Genomic DNA, 23,364 nt, shown 5'->3' with positions numbered 1-23,364 from the left:
AATTTCGTGTCAAAACCTGGGCGTGCATGATGCGCCGCGACACGAGAGGCTTCCCGCTCATGGCCCGGCATTGCGCCCACCTGACCGTCCTTGCCGTCGGTCTCGCGCTCGCGGGCCCGGCCCCCGCCCTAGCCCAGGCCCCGGCGGGCTACGGCGAGGCGGAATCGCGCTTCGCCTTCATGGAGACCGAGCGCCGGGTCCGGCTGCAGACGCTCCTCACCGCCGCCGGATACTGGACCGGCATGCCGAACGTCACCTTCGGCCGCCGGCTGTTCGAGGCGATCGCGCAATTCCAGGGCGAGAACGGCTTCCGGCCGACCGGCTGGCTCGACGGCGCGCAGCTCGCCCGGCTGCGGATGCTGGCCGCGCCGAACCTCTCGCAATGGGGCCTGCGCACGATCGCGCACCCGTTCCGCCCGGTCTCGATCTGGGCGCCGATGGGGCTCGGCCTCACTGCCGAGCGCACCGCCCGCGGGCTCGACCTCAAGGACCCGACGCGCCGGCTCACCCTCGCGTTCAACGCCCTGCCGAACGTCGTGGTGGCGGATGCCTTCGGCTACACGGTCGAGAAGTTCCAGCGCGAGGGCGCCACGCTCCACTACAAGGTGCTGCGATCGGACTTCTTCGCCATCTCGGCGTCGCAGAACGGCACCGACATCTACATGCGCTATCACCAGGACGGGCCGGGCGCCCTCGGCTTCGTCCTGCGCTGGGACACACGGGCGACCGATCTCTCCGCCGAGCGCATCGCCGTCCTGCTCTCGGCCTCGCTATGGTCGGCGATGACGCCGGACGCCCCGTTCATCCCGCTTCCCGAGGCCACGGCGCCGGACGCGCGCACGGTCACCCTCCCGCCCGTCCAGGCGCCGCCGCCGGCCCCCCAAGCCCCGTCGGCGGTCGCGGCCGTCCCGCCCGCCTCCCCGCCGGCTGCCAAGCCGCGGGAGAGCTCGGGCACCGGGTTCTTCGTCGGCTCCGGCGGCGAGGTGCTGACCAACTCGCACGTCGTCGAGGAATGCGGGCAGGTCGAGGTGCGCGGCGCCGTCGGGACGGTGCCCGCGCGCCTCGTCGCCCGCGACGCCGCCAACGATCTGGCGATCCTGCGCACCACGCTGACGCCCCCGAAGGTTGCGGGACTGCGGCTGGGCATCCGCCTCGGCGAGCCGGTGGCGGCCTTCGGCTATCCCCTCGCCGGCATGCTCTCGACCTCGGGCAACTTCACCCTCGGCAACGTCACGGCGCTGACTGGGCTGGGCGACAACACCAGCTACCTGCAGGTCTCCGCGCCGGTGCAGCCGGGCAATTCCGGCGGTCCGCTCCTCGACGGCAACGGCAACCTCGTCGGGGTCGTCACCGCGAAGCTCAACGCCCTCAAGGTGATGGTGGCGACGAACGGCGACATCCCGCAGAACGTCAACTTCGCCCTCAAGGGCGCGGTCGCCGCGACCTTCCTGGAGAGCAACGGCGTCGCGTTCACGGCCGGGACGGCGGCCGCCGCGATGGCGCCGGCCGACCTCGCCGACCACGCCAAGGCGATGAGCGTCTTCGTCACCTGCCGGTGACGCGGCCGATGCCTACCGCATCAGCGCCAGCACCGCATGGATCAGCGTCGCGCCGCCGATCGGCGCCATGAACCACAGCAGCACGTTGACGAGGATGATCCAGACCAGCGTGCGCTCCTGGCGCCCGGTGAGCCGGGGCTGCGGCGGGCGCGGCGGCGGCTCCCAGGACGGACGCCATCCTCCCTCGACGAACATCGGAGCCTCCCCGTGCCGGCCTGAAGGCCAAGGGAGCTAGGAGGCCGCGGCGGCGGCGACAGTGCGGCGTGTCGTACCGGCGCGCCGTGCCGGGCTCAGCCCTTGTCGCGCATCAGCCGCGCCTTGTCGCGCTGCCAGTCGCGCTCCTTGGCGGTCTCGCGCTTGTCGTGGAGCTTCTTGCCGCGGCCCAGACCCAGCTCGACCTTCGCCCGGCCGCGCTCGTTGAAGTAGATCTTCAAGGGCACCACGGTGTAGCCCTCGCGCTGGGTCGCGCCGATGAACTTGTCGATCTGGCGCCGGTGCAGCAGCAGGCGGCGAGGCCGCTTGGTGTCGTGGTTGAAGCGGTTCGCCTCGAGGTATTCGGGGATGTAGGCGTTGAACAGCAGCAGGTCGTTGCCCGACGGCCCGGCGAACGCCTCGCCGATCGTCGCCTTGCCGCCGCGCAGGGACTTCACCTCGGTGCCCGTGAGCGCGATGCCCGCCTCGACCGTGTCGGTGATCTCGTAGTTGAAGCGGGCCTTCCGGTTGTCGGCGACGACGCGGTTCTTCGGCTCGGGTTTCTTGGCCATCGGGCGGCGGAGGTCCTGGGAAGCGGGCGACGGGAGCCCCGGGGGCTCCCGTCGTATGTAGGGTGCGGCTCAGCCGTTGGTGAGGCCGGCGTGGCGCAGCGCGCCGTCGACGAGGGCGCGGGTGCCCTCCCCGACCGGCACCATCGGCAGCCGCACCTCGTCGCCCATCAGGCCGAGGCGGGCGAGCGCGTACTTCGTCGGCGACGGGTTGGTCTCGGCGAAGAGGTGGGTGTGGAGCGGCATCAGCCGGTCCTGGAGGGCGAGCGCGGTGCGGAAGTCGCCGGACAGGCAGGCCTCCTGGAAGTCGGCGCACAGGCGCGGCGCGACGTTGGAGGAGACCGAGATGGTGCCGTGGCCGCCATGCGCCATGAAGCCCAGCGCCGTCGCATCCTCGCCCGACAGCTGGATGAAGTCCTCGCCCATCGCTTGGCGCTGCAGGCTGACCCGGGCGACGTTGGCGGTGGCGTCCTTCACCCCGGCGATGTTCGGCAGCTCGTAGAGCCGGGCCATGGTGTCGACGCTCATGTCGATCACCGACCGGCCGGGAATGTTGTAGATCAGGATCGGAATGCCGACCGCGTCGTTCACCGCCTTGAAGTGCTGGTACAGCCCCTCCTGCGTCGGCTTGTTGTAGTAGGGCGTGACGATGAGCAGGGCGTCCGCCCCGGCCTTCTCGGCGTGACGCGAGCGCTCGACCGCCTCGGCGGTGGAGTTGGAGCCGGCGCCGGCCACCACCGGCACCTTGCCGGCGGCCTCGTCGATGCAGGCCTCGACCACCCGGTCGTGCTCGGCGTGGCTCAGCGTCGGGCTCTCGCCGGTGGTGCCGACCGGCACCAGGCCGTGGGTGCCGTTCTCGATCTGCCAGGCCACGAAGGCCCGGAAGGCGCGCTCGTCGAAGGCGCCGTCGCGGAACGGCGTCACCAGGGCGGTGAGCGAGCCCCTCAGGCGCTGCGAGATCTGCGTCGACGTCATGCTGGCGTTCCTCGCCCGGTCGGGGCGGCGCCCCCGGGATGTCTGGTTGGGAGGCCGGCCCGCAGGCGGACCGCCACCGGGTCCGATGCGGGAAGCAGCAGGGTGGACACCTCGGCCGTCCGGCGTTCGACACATATGCCCTCGCCGGGCCGCGCGCAAACGCTCCGATGCCCCCCGGCGTTCCGGCCTGATCGGGCGCCAGGGTTAAGCGCTTCTTAACGTGGCGCTTCCACCATGGGGCGTCCGGTCGTTCGGGCTCCGATCGACCGAACTATCGGCCGAACTCTTGGGACCTCGCCCGATCGCTCCGCCGTCGAACGGGGCCAACAGGTCTTCTGTTTGCCGCATTTTCTCAGTCGAACCAGTCTCCACTCCGCCGGACACTGCTCAAGGGGAACGGGATCCATGCTGCTCTCGCCTCGTCGGCGCCGCCTCGCGGTCCTCGCCCTCACGGTGTCGGGCGCCGCCCTGACCGCCCTCGGCGGCACCGCCCTCGGCGGTTCGACGCTCACGACCGCGCCCGTGGATGCGGCGGTCCCCGCCCGCGCGGTCGAGCGGGCGGCCGAGGAGGGCTTCGTCCAGGGCGACGGCCTGCCCCAGGCGGAGGGCTTCGCGCCGGCCGACGGCCTGCGCCGGGGCGCCGCCGCCGAGGGCGGGAGCCGGCTGCCGGCGGCCGCCGCGGCCTTCGCCTCCGCCGACACCGAGGCGCCGATCCCCTTCCCGATCCCGGATGCGGCGATCGCCCCCCCGGCCCCGGTGCCGCCGGTGCCCGATCCGGGCCGCCCGGCGCTCGGCACCGAGGTCGACGGCCCGGCCCTGCGCAGCGCGGTCGAGGCCTACCGGCGCGGCCAGGTGAGCGAGGGCGACCGCCTGCGCGACGGGCTCAAGGACCCGGCCGCCCGCGCCCTCCTCGACTGGGTGGCGATCCGGGCCGGGGCCGGCATCGGCTTCGAGCGCACGGTCTCGTTCATCCGCGACAACCCGGACTGGCCGGTGGGCGGCCTGGTGCGCCGGCGCGCCGAGGAGGCCCTGCTCTCCCAGCGCAAGGCGCCGGCCCTGGTGCGGGCCTATTTCGCCGCCCGCAAGCCGCAGAGCGCGCCGGGCAAGTTCGCCCTGGCCCTCGCCTTCAAGGCCGACGGGCTGCCCGAGGACGCCGCGTCCCTCGCCCGCGACCTGTGGCGCGAGGATTCCTTCGGCCGCACCCTGGAGCTCAAGGTCCTCGACGCCTTCCCGGGCACGATCACCGAGATCGATCACCGCTACCGCATGGAGCGGGCGCTGATGAAGGAGGACTGGGAGACCGCCGGCCGCGCCGCCGCCTACGCCGGCAAGGCCTACGGCACCCTGGTGCGGGCGCGCCGCGCCGTCGAGGCCAAGGCCGCGAATGCGGGCGCGGCTCTCGACGCCGTGCCGCCGAGCCTGCGCCAGGATTCCTCCTACCTCTTCTCCCGCGCCCAGTACCTGCGCCGCCTCGACAAGCCGGCGGAGGCGGCCGCCGTGATGGCGCTGGCGCCCCGCAACCCCGAAGTTCTGGCCGATCCCGACGAGTGGTGGGTCGAGCGCCGCATCGTCGCCCGCAAGCTCCTGGACGCCGGTGACGCCAAGACCGCCTACGCGGTCGCCGCCGGACACAGCGCCCGCTCGGTCGAGAAGCGGATCGAGGCCGAGTTCCATGCCGGCTGGATCGCGCTGCGCTTCCTCGACGACGCGGCCCTCGGCGCCAAGCACTTCGCCAACGCCGCGGCGATCGCCGAGACCCCGATCTCGGTCGCCCGCGCCGCCTACTGGCAGGGCCGCGCCGCGGACGCGATGGGCCAGGCCGCCGAGGCCCGGGCCTTCTACGAGCGTGCGAGCGCCCAGCCGATCGCCTATTACGGCCAGCTCGCCCGGGCGAAGCTCGGCCAGGCCTCCCTCGCCCTGCGGCCGTGCCAGATCCTGGACGAGGCCGCCCGCACCGCCTTCGAGAACCGCAATGCCGTGCGGGCGCTGCGCCTGCTCGCCGCCGCCGGCCTCAAGGAGCTGATGCTCCCGCTCTACATGGACTTCGCCCAGCGCCTGACCGACCCGGCGGAACTCAACGCGCTCGGCGACGTGGCGATGGCGCTCAACGATCCCCGGGCGCTCGTGGCGATCGGCAAGACCGCGGTGCAGCGCGGCCTGCCGCTCGACCGCCATGCCTACCCGACCAACGGCATCCCGACCTACGAGGCGTCCGCGGCCGTGCCGCAGGTCGAGCGCGCGATGGTCTTCGCCATCGCCCGGCAGGAGAGCCAGTTCGATCCCCGCGCGCAATCGAGCGTCGGGGCGCGGGGCCTGATGCAGATGATGCCGGCGACCGCCCAGCGCACCGCCCGCCGGGTCTCCGCCGCCTTCGACACCGACCGCCTGACCAGCGACCCGGCCTACAACGCCCGCCTCGGCCAGGCCCATCTCGGCGAGCTGATGGAGGATTGGCGCGGCTCCTACATCCTCGCCTTCGCGGCCTACAATGCGGGCGGCGGCAACGTGAAGAAGTGGATCGACGCCTACGGCGATCCGCGCAGCGCGGCCGTCGACCCGGTCGACTGGGTCGAGCGCATCCCGTTCACCGAGACCCGCAACTACGTCCAGCGGGTGACCGAGAACCTCCAGGTCTACCGCAACCGCCTGGCGGAGGCCGGCGACGGGCGCAGCGCGCTGCTGATCGCCGACGACCTGAAGCGCGGGGCGCGGTGAGGCGGGCCCGGGCCGCGGGCGACCCGCCTCAGGCTCCGGCGCCCGCCCCGAAGACCCGTCGGCAATAGGCGGCGAGCCGATCGGGCCGCCCGGCGGCGTCCCGGAAGGCGATGTGCCCGTCCGGCCGGACCAGGATCACCGCCGGCCGTCCCTCCAGGCCGTAGGCGCCGTGCGCCTTGCCGTCGAGGTCGGAGAGCACCGGCGCGTCCCCGGCCTCGAACGCCGGGCCGGCGAGCACGAGGCGCGGCCGCACGACCGGCCAGGGCGCCACCGCCGCGGCGGCGGCGCGCAGCGCGTCGCCCGCGCCCCGATCGCGGCCGTCGAAGCAGAGCAGCGCCCAGCCGGTCGTCCGCCCGTCCGGGTTGGCGAGCAAGCGAAACAGCGAGGTCGTCTCGCCGTCCCGCACGACCTCCGCGTCGGGCGCGCGCTCGCCGGGCCCGGGCCCGCGCCGGAACAGGTGGGCGAGGCCCGAGAGATGATCCTCGTTCAGCGGGCTCTCCGGGTAACGCACGGAGAGCTGCTGGAGGTCGTCGGTGCCCTGGAGCAGCGCCCCGATGCCGGGAATCGCCTTGGCGGCGAGCCCGAGCGCCGCATCGGCGACCGGCCCGCGATAGACGGTGCGGCGAAAGCCCTTCGCCTGCTGCGCGCTCAGCCGGGCGTGCTCGGCTCCGCGCTCGGCGTCGTAGGACTCGAGCACGACCGGCGCGGCCTCGCCCCGTAGGGTCATGGCGAGCCGCCAGGCGACCTCGACCGCGTCGTGCAGGCCGGCATTCATGCCCTGCCCGCCGATCGGCAGCGACAGGTGGCCGGCATCGCCCGCGAGCAGGACCCGGCCCCGGGCATAGGCCGGCGACACGCCGTACTGGAAGCGGCTGTGGGTCAGCCATTGCGGATCGGTCAGGGTCAGGGTCTCGTCGCCCGTGACCTCGCGCGCCACCGCCTGCATCTCGTCGAGCGTCGGGTCGCGGTCGGGCACGCCGGTGTCGTCGGCCAGGAAGAACAGGCGATGGTAGCCGCCCCAGACCGGCATCACGCCGCAGAAGCCGCGCTCGTAGTAGAAGAACCACAGCTGGTCGGGCTCCCGCGAGCGCCGCCAGGACAGTTTCGCGTCGACCTGCCGGTTCATGCAGCCCTCGAACCGCTCGGGCTCGAAGTCGAGGCCGAGGAGCGGGCGCAGCGTGCTCTTCGCGCCGTCGGCGGCGACGAGGTAGCGGGCGCGCAGCCGCTCCTCGGCCCCGTCGTGCCGCACCGTGACGGTCACGCCGTCCGCGTCCTGCGCCGCCGCCACGACCTTGCGCCCGCGCGCCAGCCGGCCGCCGCGCTCCCCGAGCGTCGCGATCAGCGTGGTCTCGATCACGTCCTGGCCGCTGTAGAGCACCCGCGGATAGGGGCTGGCGACGTCGTCGATGGCGATCGGGGTCGTCGGCGTGCCGTTCAGGAAGAAGTTGACGAGCCGGATCGGGTAGGCCCGCTCCGCCAGGGCGTCGCGTAGGCCGATCCCGGCCAGGAGCTCCTGCGGCCGTGCCCAGAGGTTGTTGGCGCGGGAATAGGCCCGCACCTCGGTCCGCTCCTCCAGGACCAGGCAGTCGATCCCGTGGTGGCGCAGGGCGCAGGCCGTGGTCAGGCCGATCGGGCCGGCACCGACGACGATGACCTCGGCGTCGAAGGCGGGAGAGGACGTCGGGGACATGGCAACCTCGTATCGGATTCGGGGAACGGATCAGTCGTCCTGCGCGGCCGCGCCGATCCGGCGCTGGATCTCGCGCAGCAGGCTTGCGGCGGCGGCGATGCCGTCGGGGGGCAGGCCGGCGCACAGGTCGGCGAACCAGACGTCCTTGCGGGCAATGGCCTCGCGGTAGGCGCTCTCGCCGGTCCCGGTCAGGGCGATCAGGTGGGCGCGCCGGTGGTGCGGGTTCGGCTCGACCCGCAGGAACCCGGCCGCATGGAGGTCGTCGACGACGCGCTGCACCGCCTGGCGGGTCAGGCCCATGTTGCGGGCGATGTGGGCCACCGGCAGCGGGACCGGCGAGAGCGCGACCGCGCCCAGCACCTGCCAGCGGGCGCTGGTCAGGCCGAGGTCGTGGACGAGCGCGTCGCCCGCGGCGAGCAGGTCGCCGTTGAGGCGGAACACCGCCAGGACCAGCTCGGTGAGGGCGGAACGGCCGCCGTCCGGGTCGGTCCCCGGCGGCGATGCGGAAGAAGTCGTCGGCTCGGGCACGGTCGATTCGCTACTAGCTGTCGATATGACAGCGTACTGTCATTGCGGGCGAAGAACGGCCGGATCGGGCGCTTGGTTCCCGCTCGCGCGGGAGCGCCGCGTCGCGGGTATCGTCTCGGGTGTAACGCACGACGAGGGAGTGCGCGCCGATCCTGTCGGGCGCGGATGGCTGGATTCAGGGAGAGTTTTCGGGGTCAGGCCGCCGCGCCGGCGGCCCCGCGCGGCCGCCGGTCAGGCGCCGGCCTCGAACCGCTCGCCCTCGTGGTCGAGGTGCAGGTAGTCCGGGTCGAACCGGGCGAGCGCCGTCAGGGCGTCGAGGTCCGGGAGGACGAGGGACTTGTCGCGCCAGTCGATCAGCCCGGACTGGCGCAGCTCGCGCAGGGTGCGGTTGACGTGGACCGCCGAGAGGCCGAGCGCATCGGCGAGCTCCGCCTGGGTGACGGGCAGCTCGCAGCGGTCGTCCTTCACCCGGCCCACGGCCTGCTGGCGGACGAAGATCTCGCACAGCAGGTGCGCCACCCGTTCGAGGGCGCTGCGCCGGCCGATGTTGACGAGCCATTCCCGGTGGATCGCCGCCGTGACCAGCACCTCCCACCACAGGGCCCGGGTCAGGCGCGGGTCGGCGTTCAGCATCCGGTCGAGCAGGTCGCGGGAGATCTTGGCGACCGTCACCGGGGTCAGGGTGCCGAGCGCGTGGTCCATCCGGCTCAGCAGGAAGATGTTCAGGTCGCACAGGTCGCCCGGCAGCAGGAACGACATGATCTGGCGGCTGCCGTCGGCGAGCTGCTTGTAGCGGCAGACCCAGCCGGCGAGGATCAGGTTGACGTCGCAGGGCTCCTCGCCCTCGGCGATGATGTCCTGGTGGGTGTCGTAGTTGACGATCCGCGCCGAGGCGGCCTGCTGCAGCAGGCGCTTGTCGGCATCGCTCAGGCGGGTGAACCGTTCGAGCTTGCGGATCAGCGGGTTCATCGTCTCCGGGCCCTCCACCCGCGGTTCGCCAGCGCGGGCTGCCGTCATGACGGAGCGGAAATTAGCGCCGGTGGCGCGACAGTAAAGCGGGAAGCGGCACGTCCCGACCCGGGTACCTGCCGCCGTGCCGGCGGGCCCTCCGGGGACGGCGACGCCTTCCGGTCCTTCCGGAAACGGGCCGGACGCGCGGGAGGCCCGCGCGTCCGGCGTCGCGGGGCGGCGACGCCCCGGCGGGGTCAGCCCTGCGCGAGCGCGCTCGCCACCCGGCGGGCGAAGGCGACGGGATCGCGCGGCGGGTCGCCGCCCTGGACGTGGGCGAGGTCGACGAGGGTCTGGGCCGCCTCGCCGACATCCTCCCCGGCCGCCGCCCGCTCGGCGATGCGGCGGATCAGCGGGTGGCGCGGGTTCAGCTCCAGCACCGGCTGGCCGCCCATCCCGGCCCCCATGCCGGCGCCGCGGCCGGCCCGGCGCAGCAGGCGCTGCATCTGCAGGTCGGGCCCGAAGGCCGGGGCGGAGAGCAGCACCGCGCTGTCGACGAGGCGCTGGCTCGCCTTCACGTCGGAGACGTCGTCCTTCAGCGCCTCCTTCAGCTTCGGCAGAAGATCGGCGAGGTCGGCCGGGGCGTCGCCCTCCGCGATCTCGGGCTCGAAGGCCGAGAGGTCGTCGCTGCCCTGAGTGATGCTGCGGATCGGCTTGCCGTCGTGGCTGTCGTAGCGCTCGGGCCAGAACGCGTCGACGTGGTCGGAGAGCAGCAGCACCTCGATGCCGCGGGCGGAGAACCCCTCGATCTGGGCCGAGCGCTTGAGCGCGTCGACGTCGTCGCCGACCAGGATGTAGATCGCCTCCTGGTTCGGCTTCATCCGCCCCACGTAGTCGGCGAGCGAGACCCAGCCCTCGGTGGTCGAGGAGCGGAAGCGCAGCAGGCCGGCGATGTCCTGGCGGTGCTCGGCATCCTCCCACAGCCCCTCCTTCAGCACCGGCCCGAAGGCCTGCCAGAAGGTGGCGTAGGACTCCGCGTCCTTCGACCGGCTCTTCAGCTCGGACACGACCTTGGCGGTCACCGCCCGGCGGATGCGGGCGAGCACGGGGGTCGCCTGCAGCATCTCGCGCGAGACGTTGAGCGGCAGGTCCTCGGTGTCGACCACGCCCTGGACGAAGCGCAGCCAGGACGGCAGCAGCCCGGCCTCGTCGGTGATGAACATCCGGCGCACGTGCAGGCGCACCTTGCTCTCGCGCTGCTCCTCGATCGCCATGAAGGGCTTCATGCCCGGCACGAACAGCAGCGCGTTGAACTCGAGCTGGCCTTCCGCCCGCCAGTGCAAGGTCGCCCACGGCTTGTCGAAGGCGTGCGCCACCTGGCGGTAGAACTCGGTGTACTCCTCCTCGCTCACCTCGGACTTCGGCTTGCGCCAGAGCGCCGTGCCCTTGGTCCCGGCGACCTCCTCGCCGTCGCGCACCAGCGTCACCGGCACGGTGATGTGGTCGGCCCACTTGCGCAGGATGGTCTCGAGCCGGATGCCCTCGAGGTACTCCTCGGCATCGGCCTTCATGTGCAGGACGATGTCGGTGCCGGGCTCGGTCCGGGTCGCGGGCGCCAGCGTGTACTCGCCCTGCCCTTCCGAGGCCCAGATCCAGGCCTCGTCGGATCCGGCCTTGCGCGAGGTGACCTCGACCCGGTCGGCGACCATGAAGGCGGAGTAGAATCCGACGCCGAACTGGCCGATCAGGCTCGGGCGCTCCTCGGGCTTGGCGTCGGCCAGCGACTGGCTGAAGGCCCGGGTGCCGGAGCGCGCGATGGTGCCGAGATTCTGCGCCAGCTCGTCCTTCGTCATGCCGATGCCGGGATCGGACAGGGTCAGGGTGCGGGCCGCCTTGTCGGGGTTGATCCGCACCTTGGCGTCGGCCGGCAGCGCCAGGGCGGAATCCGTCAGCGCCCCGAATCGGCGCCGGTCGACCGCGTCTGCGGCGTTGGCGACCAGCTCGCGCAGGAAGATCTCGCGCTCGGAGTAGAGGGCGTGGACCACGAGGTCCAGGAGGCGCCCGACCTCGGCGCCGAAGGAGTGCCGCTCCACAGTCTCGCTCACGTCTCGGTTCTCCGCATGGGAACAATTCGTCGCGGGCGGATATGCGGGCCGGCGGCGGGCTTTTCAAGGAAGCGGGGCGGCGAGCCGGGCGACGATCGCCCGCACCTCGTCGCGGCCGGCCGGCCGGGGGTCGACCGAGCGGTGGATCGTCAGCCCCTCGATCATCGCGTCGAGGGCCCGCGCTTCCTCGGGCGAGAAGTGGCGCTCCAACGCCGCCCGGCTCTTGCCCATCCAGGCGCGCATCACCCCGGCCAGGGCCGGCACGCGGGCGGCGTAGGCGTAGAGCTCGTAGCTCAGGAGCATGGTGCGGGGCGTCGCCCAGTCCTCCGCGACGACGAGGTCGACCACCGCCTCGCAGGCCTCGTCTCGGCTCGTCGCCGCGTCGAGCCGCGCTTCGAAGCGGGCCGAGACCGTGTCGGCGAGGAGCGTGAAGGCCTCGGTCAGGAGGTCGTCGAGGCCGGCGAAATGGTAGGTCAGCGAGCCGAGCGGCACGTCCGCCGCCGCGGCGATGCGCCGGTGCGTGGTGCCGGCGACGCCGTGCGCGGCGATCACGTCGAGGGTGACCCGGATCAGGCGGGCGCGGCGGTCGGGATCGTGACGGCGCGGGGCGACGGGCAAGCGGAGGTCTCGCGGGGCGTGTCGAGGGCCGGGGCGGGTTGGCTTCCGGCGGCTATGTGTACATATGTACGCATCGCGGCCCGACGCCAACCGACAGCGAGGATTGCATGACCCCGACGAGCCAGAAGCAGAAGATGCTCTCCGGCGCGCTCTACGTCGCCGACGACCCGGAGCTCGACGCCGACAACCGGCGCATCTCGGCCTGGATGGACCGCTACAACGCCCGCAGCACCCTGACCCAGCCGGAGCGCCAGGCCCTCCTCGCCGAGGCCTTCGCCCGGGTCGGCGAGGGCTGCAACATCCGCCCGCCGTTCTTCTGCGACTACGGCTACAACATCAGCCTCGGCCGTGGCGTGTTCCTCAACTTCAATTGCTGCATCCTCGACGTCGTGCAGGTGACGATCGGCGACATGACCCAGATCGGGCCGGGCGTGCAGATCATGACCGCCGACCACCCGCGCGATCCGGCCCAGCGCCGGCAGATGCTGGAGTTCGGCCGGCCGATCGCGATCGGGGCGAATGTCTGGATCGGCGGCGGCGCCCAGATCCTGCCCGGCGTCACCATCGGCGACGACGCGATCGTCGGGGCGGGCAGCGTGGTGACCCGCGACGTGCCGGCGGGCGGGACCGTCGTGGGCAATCCCGCGCGGTTGCGGGTCCCCGGATAGGCGCCCACCGGCGAGGCGGCGTCACCCCTCCGGCCGGCGCACCACCAGGAGGTTGGCGACCAGCACCTGCACCGCCTCGCCGTGCTGGTTGAGGGTGGTGGTGCGCACCTTGGCGAGGCCCTGGCTCGGGCGCGAGCGCGAGGGCCGCACCTCCAGCACCTCGCTCTCCAGCCGGATCGTGTCGCCGGGGCGCAGGGGCTTGGGCCAGCGCACCTCGTCCATGCCCGCCCCGATGATGCCCCCGGCGATCCGCATCTCGCTGTCGACGAGAAGCCGCATGGTGAGGGCCGCGGTGTGCCAGCCGCTCGCCGCGAGGCCGCCGAAGAACGTCGCGCGCGCCGCCTCGGCGTCGAGGTGGAAGGGCTGCGGGTCGAACTCGCCGGCGAAGCGGACGATCTCAGCCTCGCTCACGGTCGTCTCGCCCGAGCGGTAGACCTGGCCCGTGGCCAGATCGTCGAGGTAGAGTTCTCGTGCCATCGCCTATTTCCCTCCCGCCGCGATGAGGGCGGGCGACGCCCGCTCGCCGCGAAACCACGCGCCGGTCGCGACCGCGCCGGCATTGATCGACCCGAGCGCCGCGAGCCCGAGGCCGAGCGCCAGGAAGACCCCGTCGAGCGACAGCCCGAGGCGCAGGGCGAGGAGGCCGCCGCCGATCGACACCGCCATGCGGGCAAGCCCGGCGACGAGGGGCCAGCCGACCCGGCCGGCGCCCTGCGAGGCGAAATAGAGCGCCAGCCCGATGCCGGCGAAGCCGTAGAACGGCCCGACGAGGTGGAGGTAGCGGGCGCCGACCGCGAGCATCTGCGGGTCGTGGCCGAACAGGCGCAGGAACGGCAGCGGCCACAGCGCGGCGGCAAGGCCGATCGCCTCGGTCAGCGCCCCCGCGATGGCGGCCCCGGTCCAGGCGACCCGAAGCGCCCGGGCCCGGTCGCCGGCCCCGATGCAGGTGCCGACCATGGCGCCGATCGGCGCGCCGAGGCCGAAGACCAGGGGCACCAGCAGGTACTCGAGCCGCGCGCCGGTGCCGTAGCCCGCGACCGCGGCGGGGCCGGCCGCCCCCGCGAAGGCGGTGGCGGCGGCGATCGTCGCGTTGGTGGTGGCGCTGACGATCGACGAGACGGCGCCGATCCGCAGGATGTCGCGCAGCGGCGCCCATTCGAGGCGCGGCGGGCGCGAGGCGGGCCGCAGCAGGCCGCGCCCGGCCCAGAGGTGGTGGGCGAACACGACCGCGCCGGCCGCGTAGTAGGCCAGCACCGCGACGCCGCCCCCGACGATACCGAGGCCCGGGACCGGCCCGACGCCGTAGATCAGCGCCGGCGAGAGCGGCACCAGCACGGCGGCGCCGACGCTGGTCACGATCGCCGGGAGCGCCATGTTGCCGGTACCGCGGATCACGGCCGCCAGTCCGTTGAACAGCCAGACCAGCACCGCGCCGGAAAACACCACGCCGCCGTAGGCGGAGGCCGCCGCCAGCGAGGCGCCCTCCCCGCCCATGACCCGGTAGAGCGCCGGGCCGAAGCCGAGGGCGAGGAGCGTGGTGAGGAAGCCGAGACCCAGCCCGATGGCGGCGGCGTACCACGGCAGCGCGTCGGCCTGCGCCCGCCGCCCGGCCCCGAGGCTGCGCGCCACCGCCGACAGGATGCCGCCTCCCATGGCGCCGGCGGAGATCATCTGCACGAGCATCAGCACGGGGAAGACCAGCGCCATGCCGGCCAGCGCGTCGGTGCCGAGCCCGGCGACGAAGGCGGTCTCGATCAGACCGACGAGCGCCTGGACCAGCATCACGACGACGTTGGGCGCGGCGAGCCGCAGGAGCGTCGGCCCGATCGGGGCGTGGAGAAGGCGGTGGGTGCGCGCATCCATCGGGCGGCGCTCCTCGGCTGGAACCGGCGATCCCGGCGCCGGCGATTTAGTGGCATATGCCGGTTTTTCGTCAAGCGGGTCGCGCGACGCGGCAATCCCCTTGGCGGGGCATGCGTGTCAGGCCGCCGTCTGCAGAGCCTCCAGCCGCTCGGCCTCGACGGCCGCCAGGTCGAGGTCGTCGTCGGGGACGCGGGGCAGGAAGCGCTCGACCTGCTCGCACAGCACGAGGTCGGGCAGGATCCGCTCGATATAGGCCCAGTCGAGATTGGCCGACCAGATGAAGTGGACCTCGCGAAAGGTCTCGGCCAGCATCGCGGTCAGGCCGTTGCCGGAGAAGTTGGCGCAGGAATCGCCGAACAGCACCAGGGTGCGGGGGTCGGCCTCCGGCGAGGCGTTGCGGTAGACCGCGTGCGCCCCGGTATGGAGCTCTCCCAGGCGCCCGGCGGCCGTGTAGGCGTCGATGAGGGTGCCGCCCGAGACCCGCACGGCGTCCCGGAAGAGCTGGTAGTTGTGCACGGTCTCGAGGGGCTGGGCCTCGAGCTTGTTGCCGATGTCGAGCACCGCCTCGAAGCGCTGGTGCGGCCGGTCGAGGAAGTCGGTGCGGGGCGTCGCGCCGCAGGCCCGGCAGACCAGCCGGTATGCGAGCAGGCAGCCGTGGATGTTCCAGTGCGTGTCGGTGCGGTAGTGCAGGTCGCGCTCGTTCCGCCGCGCCCGCATCGGCTCCAGCAACTCGATCCAGGCCCGGCGCCCGGTCAACGACCAGCGCATCAGGTCGCCGAGGCGGCGGGCCGGGGCGAGGCGCGGATCGAGGGTCAGCCCGTCGAAGCGGTCCTCGTAGACGCTGAGCTTCTCCGGCACCACAAGATGCAGGTAGCGGGTGCCGAGGCCGCGGCAGCGCTGCACGCGCTGCACGATCCGCCGGCGCCACTGGCGCAGGACCCGCTCCATCGGGCGCACGCGGCGGTACTGGTCCGCGACCTCGTTGGTGCCCCCGGTGAGGAACAGCCAGCCGTCCTTGCCCGCGTGATACATCCGGTTCCCTGCCCGCGGTCCCGCCGCGGCACGGGCGGGGCGCGGCCCCGCCTGAGCGATCAGTTGCCGGGCGATCTGATACCGCAGGATGGAAAAATAAAGGTGACCGGCGCAGCGGTCCGGTCCGCCCGCTCGCCGGGCAGGGTCGGCATCCCGGTCGGCGGCGACCTCGGCCGAGCCCCGCAAAGCCACGCCATCCCGCGCTCCGGCATCACCGCCCCGACGGCCCGGCGGACCGGGTCGAGCCGCCCGGTCCCGGGCACCATGCAGCCGAGGAGGCGGGTGCATGCCGCCGTCGCGGAGGATGCGAGGATCACGATCGTGAGAATCGCCCTCCTCCGCCCTGCCCCGATCGTCGGCCTCCAGGCGCCGGTCCTCGCGCCGCATCGTCCGTACGTGCCCGATGCGGCGACGATGATTCGCCAGCCGGGCGAGTCGACCTCCGTGAAAACGTTGTCATGCGGTGAGGCGCCGCAGGGTGCCGGTGCGTTCAAAACTTGACGGTGGCGACGGCGCAGGGGTGCCACACGGTACGCCAAACGACGCCGCGCCCGGGATAGGTCGTTGATATTGCCGGTCATTCCCCAACGGGAGGGTACCCACGCGGCCCCGACATGCTCTAGGATCCGGCACGGACCGTATCCAGAGACGCCACGGTATGACCCAACCGACGCCGCCAGTCGCCCTGATCGCGGATGACGACGATTTCTTCCGCCTCGCCGTGGTGGCGATCCTGACGCGCAACTTCGGGTTCACCGAGGTGATCGAGACCGGCTCCCTCGATGCGGCCGTCGACCAGCTCTCGACCCGGCGCGGGGCCGTGACCCTGGCGCTGTTCGACCTCGCGATGCCCGGCATGGAAGGCCCCGGCAGCCTGAGCGCGGTGCGGGAATGCTTCCCGGCCGTGAAGGTGGCGGTCGTCTCGGCCTCGACCGAGCGCAACAAGATCCTCACCGCCCTCGAGGTCGGCGTCCACGGCTACGTGCCGAAGGGGATCGGCTCGGCCGAGCTGACCCGGGCGGTCGGCATGATCCTCGACGGGCACATCTTCGTGCCGGCATCCCTGGCGGTGCTCGACGGCGCGGGCCCGCGCCCGTCCTTCGAGGCGCGGATCCCCGGCCCGGACGGCCGCGGCGACGGGCGCCCGCTGCGCATCCCCGACCTGACGCCGCGCCAGCGCGACGTCCTGGCGCTGCTGGTCGAGGGACGCTCGAACAAGGAGATCGCCCGGCGGCTCCAGCTCGGCGAGGGGACCGTCAAGGTCCACATGGCGGCGCTGCTGCGCAGCCTCGGGGTCCAGAACCGGGCCGCGGCGGCGGTGGTCGGGGCCCGGCTGCTGGCGGAGTGACGCCAGCCGGCGGGCTTCGAACACCCTCGTCCCAGTCGGGACCGGCCCGGCGGCAGGCTTTCGCGCCGGAATCGCGATCCCGTCGACGGGATAATTCGGCAAGTGCCTGATTGTGGCAAGCACTGCGTCGATCCGGCGCCGGCTCACTGCTTGGCAAGCCGTTTCGGCAATCCAGTCGGAATTGACCGGTGCGCTCGATCCTGCTTCGCCTCCCTCGGTTTCGTCCATCGTCGCAGAATTTCAGGCCGATGGTCTATCGCTCTTAGACGAAGGTCGCGGGTCGATTTGCCCGTTATGACGCATGGTCAATCGAACGCCTGCGCTGGTCGCTTGACACTGTGACCGTCTGACGTATCACCTTGCGGTGGTACGAGGCGGACGATGCACGGCGTCGCATCATCGGTCGAACACAGGAGCGCGGCGAGACGAATCGCGGCGCGTGACCAGCGCGGCCGCTTGCGACGGGCGGGGCGGAAGGCGACGGGAACGGACATGGATCGGGAAGCGATCGGAAGCGAGAACATCCACGCTGCCCTGGACGCCCTGCTGAACCTGCCGCCATTGAAGAAATCGCCGCAGCTCTCGGCGTTCCTGTCCTACGTCGTGCGCGAGAGCCTGGCCGGCCGCGGCAGCCTGCTCAAGTCCTACACCATCGCGACCGACGCGCTCGGCCGCTCGACCAGCTTCGATCCGGCGACGGACGCCATCGTGCGGGTCGAGGCGCGGCGCCTGCGCCAGGTGCTGCAGCAGATCTATGCCGACCCGACCTGCCCGATCGGCGTGCGCATCGACCTGCCGCTGGGCCGCTACGAGCCGAGCTTCCGCCACGTCGCCCCGCCGCCGCCCGGCGCTGCGGCGGTGCGGGCCGAGGACGAGCCCGACGGCGTGCGTGAGAGCGAGCAGCGCTACCGTGCCCTGGTCGAGGCGAGCGCCGCGGTGGAGTGGCGCACCGGGCCGGATGGCGGGCTGGTCCAGACCTTCGGCCTGAGCGCCCGGACCGGCCTGGGCGATGCCGAGCTCCAGGGGTTCGGCTGGCTCGACGTCCTGCACCCGCATGACCGCGGCGGCACCGAGGTCCTGTGGCGGGCCTGCTGCCAGAGCGGCACGCCGCTCGACGCGACCTACCGGGTGCGCCACCGCGACGGGCAGTATCGCTGGATGCTCGGCCGGGCGATCCCGATCGAGAGCGCCGACGGCGCGATCCGCGAATGGGTCGGCACCATGGCCGACATCGACGAGCAGGTCCGCGCGCAGGAGGCCCTGCGCACCAGCGAGGAGCGGCTGCGCCTCGCCATGTCGGCGGCCGAGATGATGACCTGGGACATCGACGCGGCGACCCGGGAGGTCAGCTGCTCGGAGATCGGCGAGAGCCTGATGGGCGTGACCCGGGGCCCGCTCGACGAGTTCCTGGCGATGATCCTGCCTGAGGACCTGCCGGCCGTTCTCGCCAGCCTGGAGCCGGCTTCGCGCGGCGAGGGAACTTACGACGCGCAGTACCGCATCACCGACCACGAGGGACGCCTGCGCTGGCTGTCCGCCCGCGGCAGCCTGGTGCGGACGCCCGGCGGGGGCGCCCGGCTCATCGGCGTGGCCTGCGACGTGACCCGGCGCTATCCCGACCCGGTCGTGATCGAGCGCCAACGCCTGATGGCCTGACGCCCCGGGGGCGTCCTCCCCCGCCGGATCGTCGAGCCTCTTCCCTGAGCCGCAGCTATCCTATGCGGCAGCCATTCTATGCGGCAGCCTTGGCCGGGCGCGGGCTCCGGGGCGCGGCGGCGCGCTTGCGCGGCGGCTTGGCCGCCGGGGCGGCAGGCGCCGGAGCGCGAACGGGTGCGCGCTCGGCCGGACGCTCGCCGCCGCCGTGCCACCAGCCCTGCCAGCTCCAGCCGCCGGGGCCGGTGACGGCGTAGAGCACGAAGCCGGCGGCGAGGCCGAGCTGGGCGAGGAACAGCTCCTGCTCGACCCGCGCGCCCGCGCCGGAAAAGTCCCAGAACCGGTGCAGCAGCAGCCCCGCCACCACCGCGTGGACGGCGAGCCCGAGGCCGACGAGGCGCGGCAGCACCCCGAGCAGCAGGAGCAGCGGCCCGAACAGCCCGATCACCACCGACACGGTCGCGACGGCGTTCGGGTAGGGCATGCCGGTGGCCGCGAGCGTCAGGGCGAAGCCCGAGGGGTTGAGCGCCCGCCCGATCGCCGCCGGCAGCAGCGCCGAGGCCAGGAGCAGCCGCCCGGCGAGCAGGATTCCGTCGTTGCGCGCAGCCATCCCGAGACACTCCCGTCGTGATGGCCGGACGGTGGCGCCCGAGGGGTTAAGGCGGCTCTACCGGGCGCCCGCGCCGAACAGCCGGCCGCGCTCGGTCCACAGCACCGTTGCGAGGGCGAGCCCGCTGAGCGCGCAGTAGCCGACCGCGAGCGGCGTCACGGTACCGTCGAAGGACTGGCCGACGAGGAGGCCGCAGAAGGCGGCGAGCAGCGTGGTGTAGAAGCCGATGAACGAGGAGGCGGTGCCGGCGATGGCCGCCAGCGGCTCCATCGCCAGGGCGTTGAAGTTCGGCATCGCGAAGCTCATCAGGAACTGGCAGGCCGACAGGGTGGCGATCAGCAGCCAGACCGGCGGCTTGCCCCCGAAGGCCAGCATCAGGACGAGCTGCAGGCAGGCGACCGCGAACAGCCCGACCGTGCCCATATGCGCCAGCCGCCGCATGCCGAGGCGGCGCACGAGACGGGCGTTGATCAAGGTGGCGACGCCCATCGCCCCGGCGATGAGCGCGAAGGCGACCGGAAACAGGGCGCCCAGGTGGTAGAGGCCGGTGTCGAAGATCGCCTGCGCCGAGCCGACATAGCCCATGATGCAGCCGGTGGTGAGCCCGAGCGCCGTGGCGTAGCCGAGCGAGGTCCGGGTGCCGACCGTGACGGCGATGCCCGACCCGATCGCCCGGGCCGAGACCGGCCGGCGGAAGGCCGGGTGCAGGGTCTCGGGCAGGCGGGTGCCGAACCAGGCCAGGGTGACGAGGGCCAGCGCCAGCATAGCGCCGAAGATCAGCCGCCAGCTGCCGAACAGCAGGATGGCACCCCCCATCGAGGGAGCGAGGATCGGCACGATGAGGAAGACCATCATGCAGAACGACATCACCCGGGCCATGTCGCGGCCCTCGTAGCGGTCGCGCACGATCGCCACCGCCAGAACCCGGCCGGCGGCCCCGCCGATGCCCTGGATGGCGCGGGCGAGGAGCAGCACCTCGAAGCTCGGCGCCAGCATGGCGAGCACGGTCCCGGCGAGGTAGATCCCGATGCCGGCGATCAGCGCCGGCCGTCTCCCGGTCCCGTCCGAGACCGGACCATAGAACAGCTGGGCGATGCCGAAGCCCAGCATGTAGACGTAGACCAAAAGCTGGAGCCGGTTCGGATCCTGGACCGCGAAGTCGCCCTGGATCGCCGGGAAGGCCGGCAGGAAGCTGTCGATCGTGATCGCGGTCAGGCCCATCATCAGGGCCATCAGGGCCACGAACTCGACGAAGCCGGGCCCGGCCCAGCCCGGCTCGGTCCGGGTGGTCTCGACGGAGGTCGCCTCGCCGCTCGCGCTGCTCGCCATGGTCATCCTGAGGGGCCGGCCCGTGGAGGGAGGACACGACCCGGCGGGCCGCGCGGAGCGGGCGGCACGGGACCGGGATCGTTCCGAACGGGGTCCTTGTCGAACGGTGTCCGTTCTTGCAGGTCCGTCTTGGCGAAGGCCCGTGCCGCCAGCAAGGGAGGCGGCGTCATGGCTGCGATGCGACGGGGCCGCGAGGCGCCGGGGCGGCGTGGCAGCCTGCGGCCCGATCGACCCTGCCCGCCGGGCCGACGGCCGCACGTGCCGCATCGGTCATCCTGCCGGCAGCCGCCATCCGGGAGGTTCGACGCACCATATTAACAGTCGCGTAGCGGTTCTGCCCCAGGGTATCGGCCGGTGCCGGGACGCCGGTAGGAGAGTAGCCGTGACCGCCGTCGCTCCGCTGGAGCCCGATACCCTCGGCCGCCTCGATCGGCTGCTGCGCCTCCATCCCCGCACCGAGGCCCGCTACGAGGCGGAGCATGGCCCCCTGAGGGTCGCAGGCCTGCGGCAACTGATCCTGGTCGGGCTGATCTTCTACAACGTCTACAACTTCACCAGTGTCTGGCTGATGCCGGACATCCTCGGTCTGAGCGTCGCGATGCGGCTGCTCGTCGTGACGCCCGGCTCCCTCGCCCTGGCCTGGATGCTGTCGCGGGTCGGGCCGGCGGCCCGCGAAGGTCTCGTGCTCGGCGGCATGATCGGGTCGATGGCGCTGCCGATGCTGCTGTTCTGGTTGACCACGGCTCCGCTCGGCGTGTTCACGTTCGGCGAGTCGATCCTGGTCGTGATCTACGGCAACCTGCTGCTGGCGCTGCGGTTTCGCCACGCCCTGGTCTTCACGGCCGTCGCCTTCCTGTGCGCCACGCTGGCCGTGTTCACGAAGGCGGGGCTCGATCCCGACCTGCGGTACGCCCTGCCGGTGCAATACGCCACCGGCTGCGCCTTCAGCCTCTACGCCAACTTCCGCATGGAGCGGCAGCGGTGCCGCGATTACCGGCGCACGCTCAGGGCCCTGCTCGCCTCCGAGGCGGCGGAGGCGGCCCGGCAGCGGTTCCAGGGCCTGTCGCATACAGATCCCCTCACCGGTCTGCCGAACCGTCGCCTCCTCGACGAGACCGTGGCAGCCTGGTTCGCCGAGGACCGCGCCGTCGCGCTGCTGATGATCGACGTCGACCATTTCAAGCCGTTCAACGACGCCCTGGGGCATCCGGAGGGCGATGCGTGCCTGCGCCGGGTGGCGGCCCTGTTCGAGACCTTCGTGCCCGATCCCGGGCTCCTCGATCCCGATGTCCTGGCGGCCCGATTCGGCGGAGAGGAATTCGCCTTCGTGGTGCGGGATGCGGGCGCGCCGGAGGCCGCCCGGCTCGCCGCCGCCCTGGTCTCCGCCGTCGAGAACCTCGGCATATCCCATCCCGCGCGGCCGGACGGGGTCGGCGTCGTCACGATCAGCGTCGGCATCGCCCTCGAGCCGGCAGGGCTTCCCCGCACCAGGGATGCCAGGGACACCTTGTTCGAGGAGGCCGACCGGGCCCTCTATCGGGCCAAGCATCGGGGGCGGAACGGCTACGCCCTCGCGGCCGGGTGCGCCGGCGCGGCGGCGTCCCCGGCCGCGCGGCCCGTCTGACCCGTTCGCCGACGCGCTGCCCTCCGCTCGCCGGCCGCCCGGGCCGGACTCATCGTCCGGTGCAGCGCAGGGCCTCGCGCTGGCAGGCAAAGCCCGGGGTCGAGCAATGGACCCCGTCGGCCCCGCGGGTGCAGACGCGGCAGGAATCGGTCCATTCGCGGCAGCCCGGATCCTCGGCCGGCGAGACCGCCGCCGGCCGGGGGAGCGGCACCGGCCCGGAGGCCGGCGCGAAGTTGGCGATCAGGATCGTCGCCAGGGTCGCGCCGACGGCGATCCACGCGAAGCGGGCGTCGCGGGAGCGGTCGGGTCGGGTGTCTGCCGAGAGGTCTGCCATGCCGGCCGTCGTCACCCGCCCCTCCGCGCCTGTCAATCCGCCCGCCTGTGGAGAGGCGACGGGCGGGAGACCGGCTACTCGGCCGCCCGGGCCTCGGGCGCGCCGACTCCGGCCGCGGCGAGACGCGGCGAGGCGGCGGCTTCGGCGACCGGGAGCTCGTCCTCCTCGGCCAGGACCACGAAGCGGCCGGCCTCGCCGTCATAGACCAGCAGGTGGCCGGTCTCGATCTCGAACAGCCAGCCGTGCAGGGTGAGCTGGCCCGAGGCGAGCGCGCTCGCCACCGCCGGGTGGGTGCGCAGGTGGTTGAGCTGGACCAGCACGTTCTCCATGGCGAGGGCGTGCAGGCGGCGCTTGTCGTCGATGTCGTCCGGGTAGGCGTCGCAGACGATCTTGCGGGCGGCCTCGCCGTGGCGCAACCACGCCGCGACGCTCGGCATCTTCTCGCCGAGGCCCGGGGTGAGCAGGCCCTTCATGGCGCCGCAATCCGAATGGCCGCAGACCACGATGTCGCGCACGTTCAGCGCCATCACGGCGTACTCGACCGCCGCGGTCACGCCGCCCATCATGGTGGCGAAGGGCGGCACGATGTTGCCGACGTTGCGGGTGACGAACAGCTCGCCCGGCCCGGCCTGGGTGATCAGCTCGGGCACGACGCGGGAATCGGCGCAGGAGATCACCAGGGCCTTCGGCTTCTGGCCGTCATGGACGAGGCGCTGGTAGACCGAGCGCTGGCTCGGAAACACCTGCTCGCGGAACTGGGTGAACCCCTGAACGATATTGTCCATCATCGGCGACCTCCTTTCGCTGGCCGAGACTGCGCCGGTCGACGTCACGCCGACCCCGACGCTGCGGGCCCGCTCGCGGGCCGCGCCACGAAGCCGAGAACGTCGCAGCCGCCGCCGGGTTGCCCGGTGCGGCCCCTCTGCCCGTGCGTCATCTGGCCCGCCGGCGCGGCGGGATGAGACTTTGGTCCTCGACCGTGGCGGTGCCGATGCACCAATGCC

General features: G+C 72.7%; 22 protein-coding genes. 7 read left to right on the top strand and 15 right to left on the bottom strand.

Features of this window, described 5'->3' with window-relative positions; all coding sequences use genetic code 11:
- Nucleotides 1-59 precede the first annotated feature (59 nt).
- Nucleotides 60-1,559 carry a serine protease gene (locus V3T34_RS19330; RefSeq protein ID WP_305077206.1) on the top strand — a complete coding sequence of 500 codons (1,500 nt, stop codon included), beginning with the start codon at nt 60-62 and terminating at the stop codon, nt 1,557-1,559.
- 12 nt (nt 1,560-1,571) lie between these two features.
- Here V3T34_RS19330 and V3T34_RS19325 read toward each other — a convergent pair whose 3' ends face one another.
- From V3T34_RS19325 to dapA, 3 genes are all read right to left on the bottom strand, one after another.
- Nucleotides 1,572-1,754 (bottom strand): hypothetical protein, encoded by a 183-nt coding sequence (locus V3T34_RS19325; RefSeq protein ID WP_060848027.1) that lies wholly within the window; start codon nt 1,752-1,754, stop codon nt 1,572-1,574.
- Nucleotides 1,755-1,849: 95 nt separating this feature from the next.
- Entirely contained in the window at nt 1,850-2,323 is a 474-nt protein-coding gene (gene smpB / locus V3T34_RS19320) for an SsrA-binding protein SmpB (RefSeq protein WP_048428442.1), read from the bottom strand.
- Nucleotides 2,324-2,392: 69 nt separating this feature from the next.
- Entirely contained in the window at nt 2,393-3,295 is a 903-nt protein-coding gene (dapA, locus tag V3T34_RS19315; protein WP_091747407.1) for a 4-hydroxy-tetrahydrodipicolinate synthase, read from the bottom strand.
- 405 nt (nt 3,296-3,700) lie between these two features.
- Between dapA and V3T34_RS19310 the strand changes: the two genes are divergently transcribed.
- A complete protein-coding gene (locus tag V3T34_RS19310) occupies nt 3,701-6,010 on the top strand; it encodes a lytic transglycosylase domain-containing protein (protein ID WP_305077207.1) in 2,310 nt (769 codons plus the stop codon).
- A gap of 28 nt (nt 6,011-6,038) precedes the next feature.
- Here the strand turns inward: V3T34_RS19310 and V3T34_RS19305 are convergent, their stop codons facing one another.
- From V3T34_RS19305 to V3T34_RS19285, 5 genes are all read right to left on the bottom strand, one after another.
- Nucleotides 6,039-7,700: an FAD-dependent monooxygenase gene (locus V3T34_RS19305; RefSeq protein ID WP_305077208.1), complete on the bottom strand. Its 1,662-nt coding sequence runs from the start codon at nt 7,698-7,700 to the stop codon at nt 6,039-6,041.
- 30 nt (nt 7,701-7,730) lie between these two features.
- Nucleotides 7,731-8,228, bottom strand: coding sequence for a MarR family winged helix-turn-helix transcriptional regulator (locus tag V3T34_RS19300; RefSeq protein ID WP_305077209.1), 498 nt, complete (start codon nt 8,226-8,228; stop codon nt 7,731-7,733).
- A 231-nt stretch (nt 8,229-8,459) separates the two neighbouring features.
- The gene (locus V3T34_RS19295) at nt 8,460-9,197 is read right to left on the bottom strand and encodes a Crp/Fnr family transcriptional regulator (RefSeq protein ID WP_060848031.1); all 738 of its coding nucleotides are present in this window, start codon (nt 9,195-9,197) and stop codon (nt 8,460-8,462) included.
- Between the two features lie 236 nt (nt 9,198-9,433).
- On the bottom strand, nt 9,434-11,281 hold the full coding sequence (gene htpG, locus V3T34_RS19290) for a molecular chaperone HtpG (RefSeq protein WP_305077210.1): 1,848 nt from the start codon (nt 11,279-11,281) through the stop codon (nt 9,434-9,436).
- 63 nt (nt 11,282-11,344) lie between these two features.
- Nucleotides 11,345-11,899, bottom strand: a complete 555-nt coding sequence (locus V3T34_RS19285; protein WP_305077211.1) for a TetR/AcrR family transcriptional regulator — start codon at nt 11,897-11,899, stop codon at nt 11,345-11,347.
- A 107-nt stretch (nt 11,900-12,006) separates the two neighbouring features.
- Between V3T34_RS19285 and V3T34_RS19280 the strand changes: the two genes are divergently transcribed.
- Nucleotides 12,007-12,567, top strand: coding sequence for a sugar O-acetyltransferase (locus tag V3T34_RS19280; protein ID WP_091884012.1), 561 nt, complete (start codon nt 12,007-12,009; stop codon nt 12,565-12,567).
- A gap of 21 nt (nt 12,568-12,588) precedes the next feature.
- Here the strand turns inward: V3T34_RS19280 and V3T34_RS19275 are convergent, their stop codons facing one another.
- The 3 genes from V3T34_RS19275 to V3T34_RS19265 form a co-directional block, all read right to left on the bottom strand.
- Nucleotides 12,589-13,044, bottom strand: a complete 456-nt coding sequence (locus V3T34_RS19275; RefSeq protein WP_305077212.1) for a MaoC family dehydratase — start codon at nt 13,042-13,044, stop codon at nt 12,589-12,591.
- 3 nt (nt 13,045-13,047) lie between these two features.
- On the bottom strand, nt 13,048-14,430 hold the full coding sequence (locus tag V3T34_RS19270; RefSeq protein WP_305077213.1) for an MATE family efflux transporter: 1,383 nt from the start codon (nt 14,428-14,430) through the stop codon (nt 13,048-13,050).
- Nucleotides 14,431-14,547: 117 nt separating this feature from the next.
- Nucleotides 14,548-15,462: an alginate O-acetyltransferase AlgX-related protein gene (locus V3T34_RS19265; protein ID WP_305077214.1), complete on the bottom strand. Its 915-nt coding sequence runs from the start codon at nt 15,460-15,462 to the stop codon at nt 14,548-14,550.
- 63 nt (nt 15,463-15,525) lie between these two features.
- On the opposite strand from V3T34_RS19265, the gene V3T34_RS19260 reads away from it, so the two are divergent.
- The 3 genes from V3T34_RS19260 to V3T34_RS19250 all read left to right on the top strand — a co-directional run bounded on the left by V3T34_RS19260 (nt 15,526) and on the right by V3T34_RS19250 (nt 18,466).
- Nucleotides 15,526-15,963: a hypothetical protein gene (locus V3T34_RS19260; protein ID WP_305077215.1), complete on the top strand. Its 438-nt coding sequence runs from the start codon at nt 15,526-15,528 to the stop codon at nt 15,961-15,963.
- 157 nt (nt 15,964-16,120) lie between these two features.
- Nucleotides 16,121-16,810: a LuxR C-terminal-related transcriptional regulator gene (locus tag V3T34_RS19255; RefSeq protein ID WP_091747377.1), complete on the top strand. Its 690-nt coding sequence runs from the start codon at nt 16,121-16,123 to the stop codon at nt 16,808-16,810.
- Between the two features lie 492 nt (nt 16,811-17,302).
- Nucleotides 17,303-18,466: a PAS domain-containing protein gene (locus V3T34_RS19250; RefSeq protein WP_305077216.1), complete on the top strand. Its 1,164-nt coding sequence runs from the start codon at nt 17,303-17,305 to the stop codon at nt 18,464-18,466.
- A gap of 76 nt (nt 18,467-18,542) precedes the next feature.
- Here V3T34_RS19250 and V3T34_RS19245 read toward each other — a convergent pair whose 3' ends face one another.
- Nucleotides 18,543-19,073, bottom strand: coding sequence for a DoxX family membrane protein (locus tag V3T34_RS19245; protein WP_060848041.1), 531 nt, complete (start codon nt 19,071-19,073; stop codon nt 18,543-18,545).
- 57 nt (nt 19,074-19,130) lie between these two features.
- Nucleotides 19,131-20,402: a multidrug effflux MFS transporter gene (locus tag V3T34_RS19240; protein ID WP_060848042.1), complete on the bottom strand. Its 1,272-nt coding sequence runs from the start codon at nt 20,400-20,402 to the stop codon at nt 19,131-19,133.
- 382 nt (nt 20,403-20,784) lie between these two features.
- On the opposite strand from V3T34_RS19240, the gene V3T34_RS19235 reads away from it, so the two are divergent.
- Nucleotides 20,785-22,026, top strand: coding sequence for a GGDEF domain-containing protein (locus tag V3T34_RS19235; RefSeq protein ID WP_305077217.1), 1,242 nt, complete (start codon nt 20,785-20,787; stop codon nt 22,024-22,026).
- 49 nt (nt 22,027-22,075) lie between these two features.
- On the opposite strand, the gene V3T34_RS19230 is transcribed toward V3T34_RS19235, so the two are convergent.
- Nucleotides 22,076-22,360 (bottom strand): hypothetical protein, encoded by a 285-nt coding sequence (locus tag V3T34_RS19230; RefSeq protein WP_091884246.1) that lies wholly within the window; start codon nt 22,358-22,360, stop codon nt 22,076-22,078.
- A 74-nt stretch (nt 22,361-22,434) separates the two neighbouring features.
- Nucleotides 22,435-23,145: a carbonic anhydrase gene (locus tag V3T34_RS19225; protein WP_060849488.1), complete on the bottom strand. Its 711-nt coding sequence runs from the start codon at nt 23,143-23,145 to the stop codon at nt 22,435-22,437.
- Between the last annotated feature and the right edge of the window lie 219 nt (nt 23,146-23,364).

It is taken from the genome of Methylobacterium ajmalii (assembly GCF_036448855.1).
Taxonomy (GTDB): Bacteria; Pseudomonadota; Alphaproteobacteria; order Rhizobiales; family Beijerinckiaceae; genus Methylobacterium; species Methylobacterium ajmalii.
Note: the sequence above shows the minus strand (reverse complement) of the source record. Positions and strands in the feature narration are given on the sequence as shown.

Excerpts from the sequence above, each read along its gene's own strand:
- V3T34_RS19255 (WP_091747377.1), top strand. The coding sequence starts at position 16,121 with ATGACCCAACCGACGCCGCCAGTCGCCCTGATCGCGGATGACGACGAT.
- V3T34_RS19225 (WP_060849488.1), bottom strand. The coding sequence starts at position 23,145 with ATGGACAATATCGTTCAGGGGTTCACCCAGTTCCGCGAGCAGGTGTTT.
- V3T34_RS19250 (WP_305077216.1), top strand. The coding sequence starts at position 17,303 with ATGGATCGGGAAGCGATCGGAAGCGAGAACATCCACGCTGCCCTGGAC.
- V3T34_RS19240 (WP_060848042.1), bottom strand. The coding sequence starts at position 20,402 with ATGGCGAGCAGCGCGAGCGGCGAGGCGACCTCCGTCGAGACCACCCGG.
- dapA (WP_091747407.1), bottom strand. The coding sequence starts at position 3,295 with ATGACGTCGACGCAGATCTCGCAGCGCCTGAGGGGCTCGCTCACCGCC.
- V3T34_RS19270 (WP_305077213.1), bottom strand. The coding sequence starts at position 14,430 with ATGGATGCGCGCACCCACCGCCTTCTCCACGCCCCGATCGGGCCGACG.
- V3T34_RS19265 (WP_305077214.1), bottom strand. The coding sequence starts at position 15,462 with ATGTATCACGCGGGCAAGGACGGCTGGCTGTTCCTCACCGGGGGCACC.
- V3T34_RS19280 (WP_091884012.1), top strand. The coding sequence starts at position 12,007 with ATGACCCCGACGAGCCAGAAGCAGAAGATGCTCTCCGGCGCGCTCTAC.
- V3T34_RS19230 (WP_091884246.1), bottom strand. The coding sequence starts at position 22,360 with ATGGCAGACCTCTCGGCAGACACCCGACCCGACCGCTCCCGCGACGCC.
- V3T34_RS19325 (WP_060848027.1), bottom strand. The coding sequence starts at position 1,754 with ATGTTCGTCGAGGGAGGATGGCGTCCGTCCTGGGAGCCGCCGCCGCGC.
- V3T34_RS19245 (WP_060848041.1), bottom strand. The coding sequence starts at position 19,073 with ATGGCTGCGCGCAACGACGGAATCCTGCTCGCCGGGCGGCTGCTCCTG.
- V3T34_RS19275 (WP_305077212.1), bottom strand. The coding sequence starts at position 13,044 with ATGGCACGAGAACTCTACCTCGACGATCTGGCCACGGGCCAGGTCTAC.
- V3T34_RS19305 (WP_305077208.1), bottom strand. The coding sequence starts at position 7,700 with ATGTCCCCGACGTCCTCTCCCGCCTTCGACGCCGAGGTCATCGTCGTC.
- smpB (WP_048428442.1), bottom strand. The coding sequence starts at position 2,323 with ATGGCCAAGAAACCCGAGCCGAAGAACCGCGTCGTCGCCGACAACCGG.
- V3T34_RS19310 (WP_305077207.1), top strand. The coding sequence starts at position 3,701 with ATGCTGCTCTCGCCTCGTCGGCGCCGCCTCGCGGTCCTCGCCCTCACG.
- V3T34_RS19295 (WP_060848031.1), bottom strand. The coding sequence starts at position 9,197 with ATGAACCCGCTGATCCGCAAGCTCGAACGGTTCACCCGCCTGAGCGAT.
- V3T34_RS19330 (WP_305077206.1), top strand. The coding sequence starts at position 60 with ATGGCCCGGCATTGCGCCCACCTGACCGTCCTTGCCGTCGGTCTCGCG.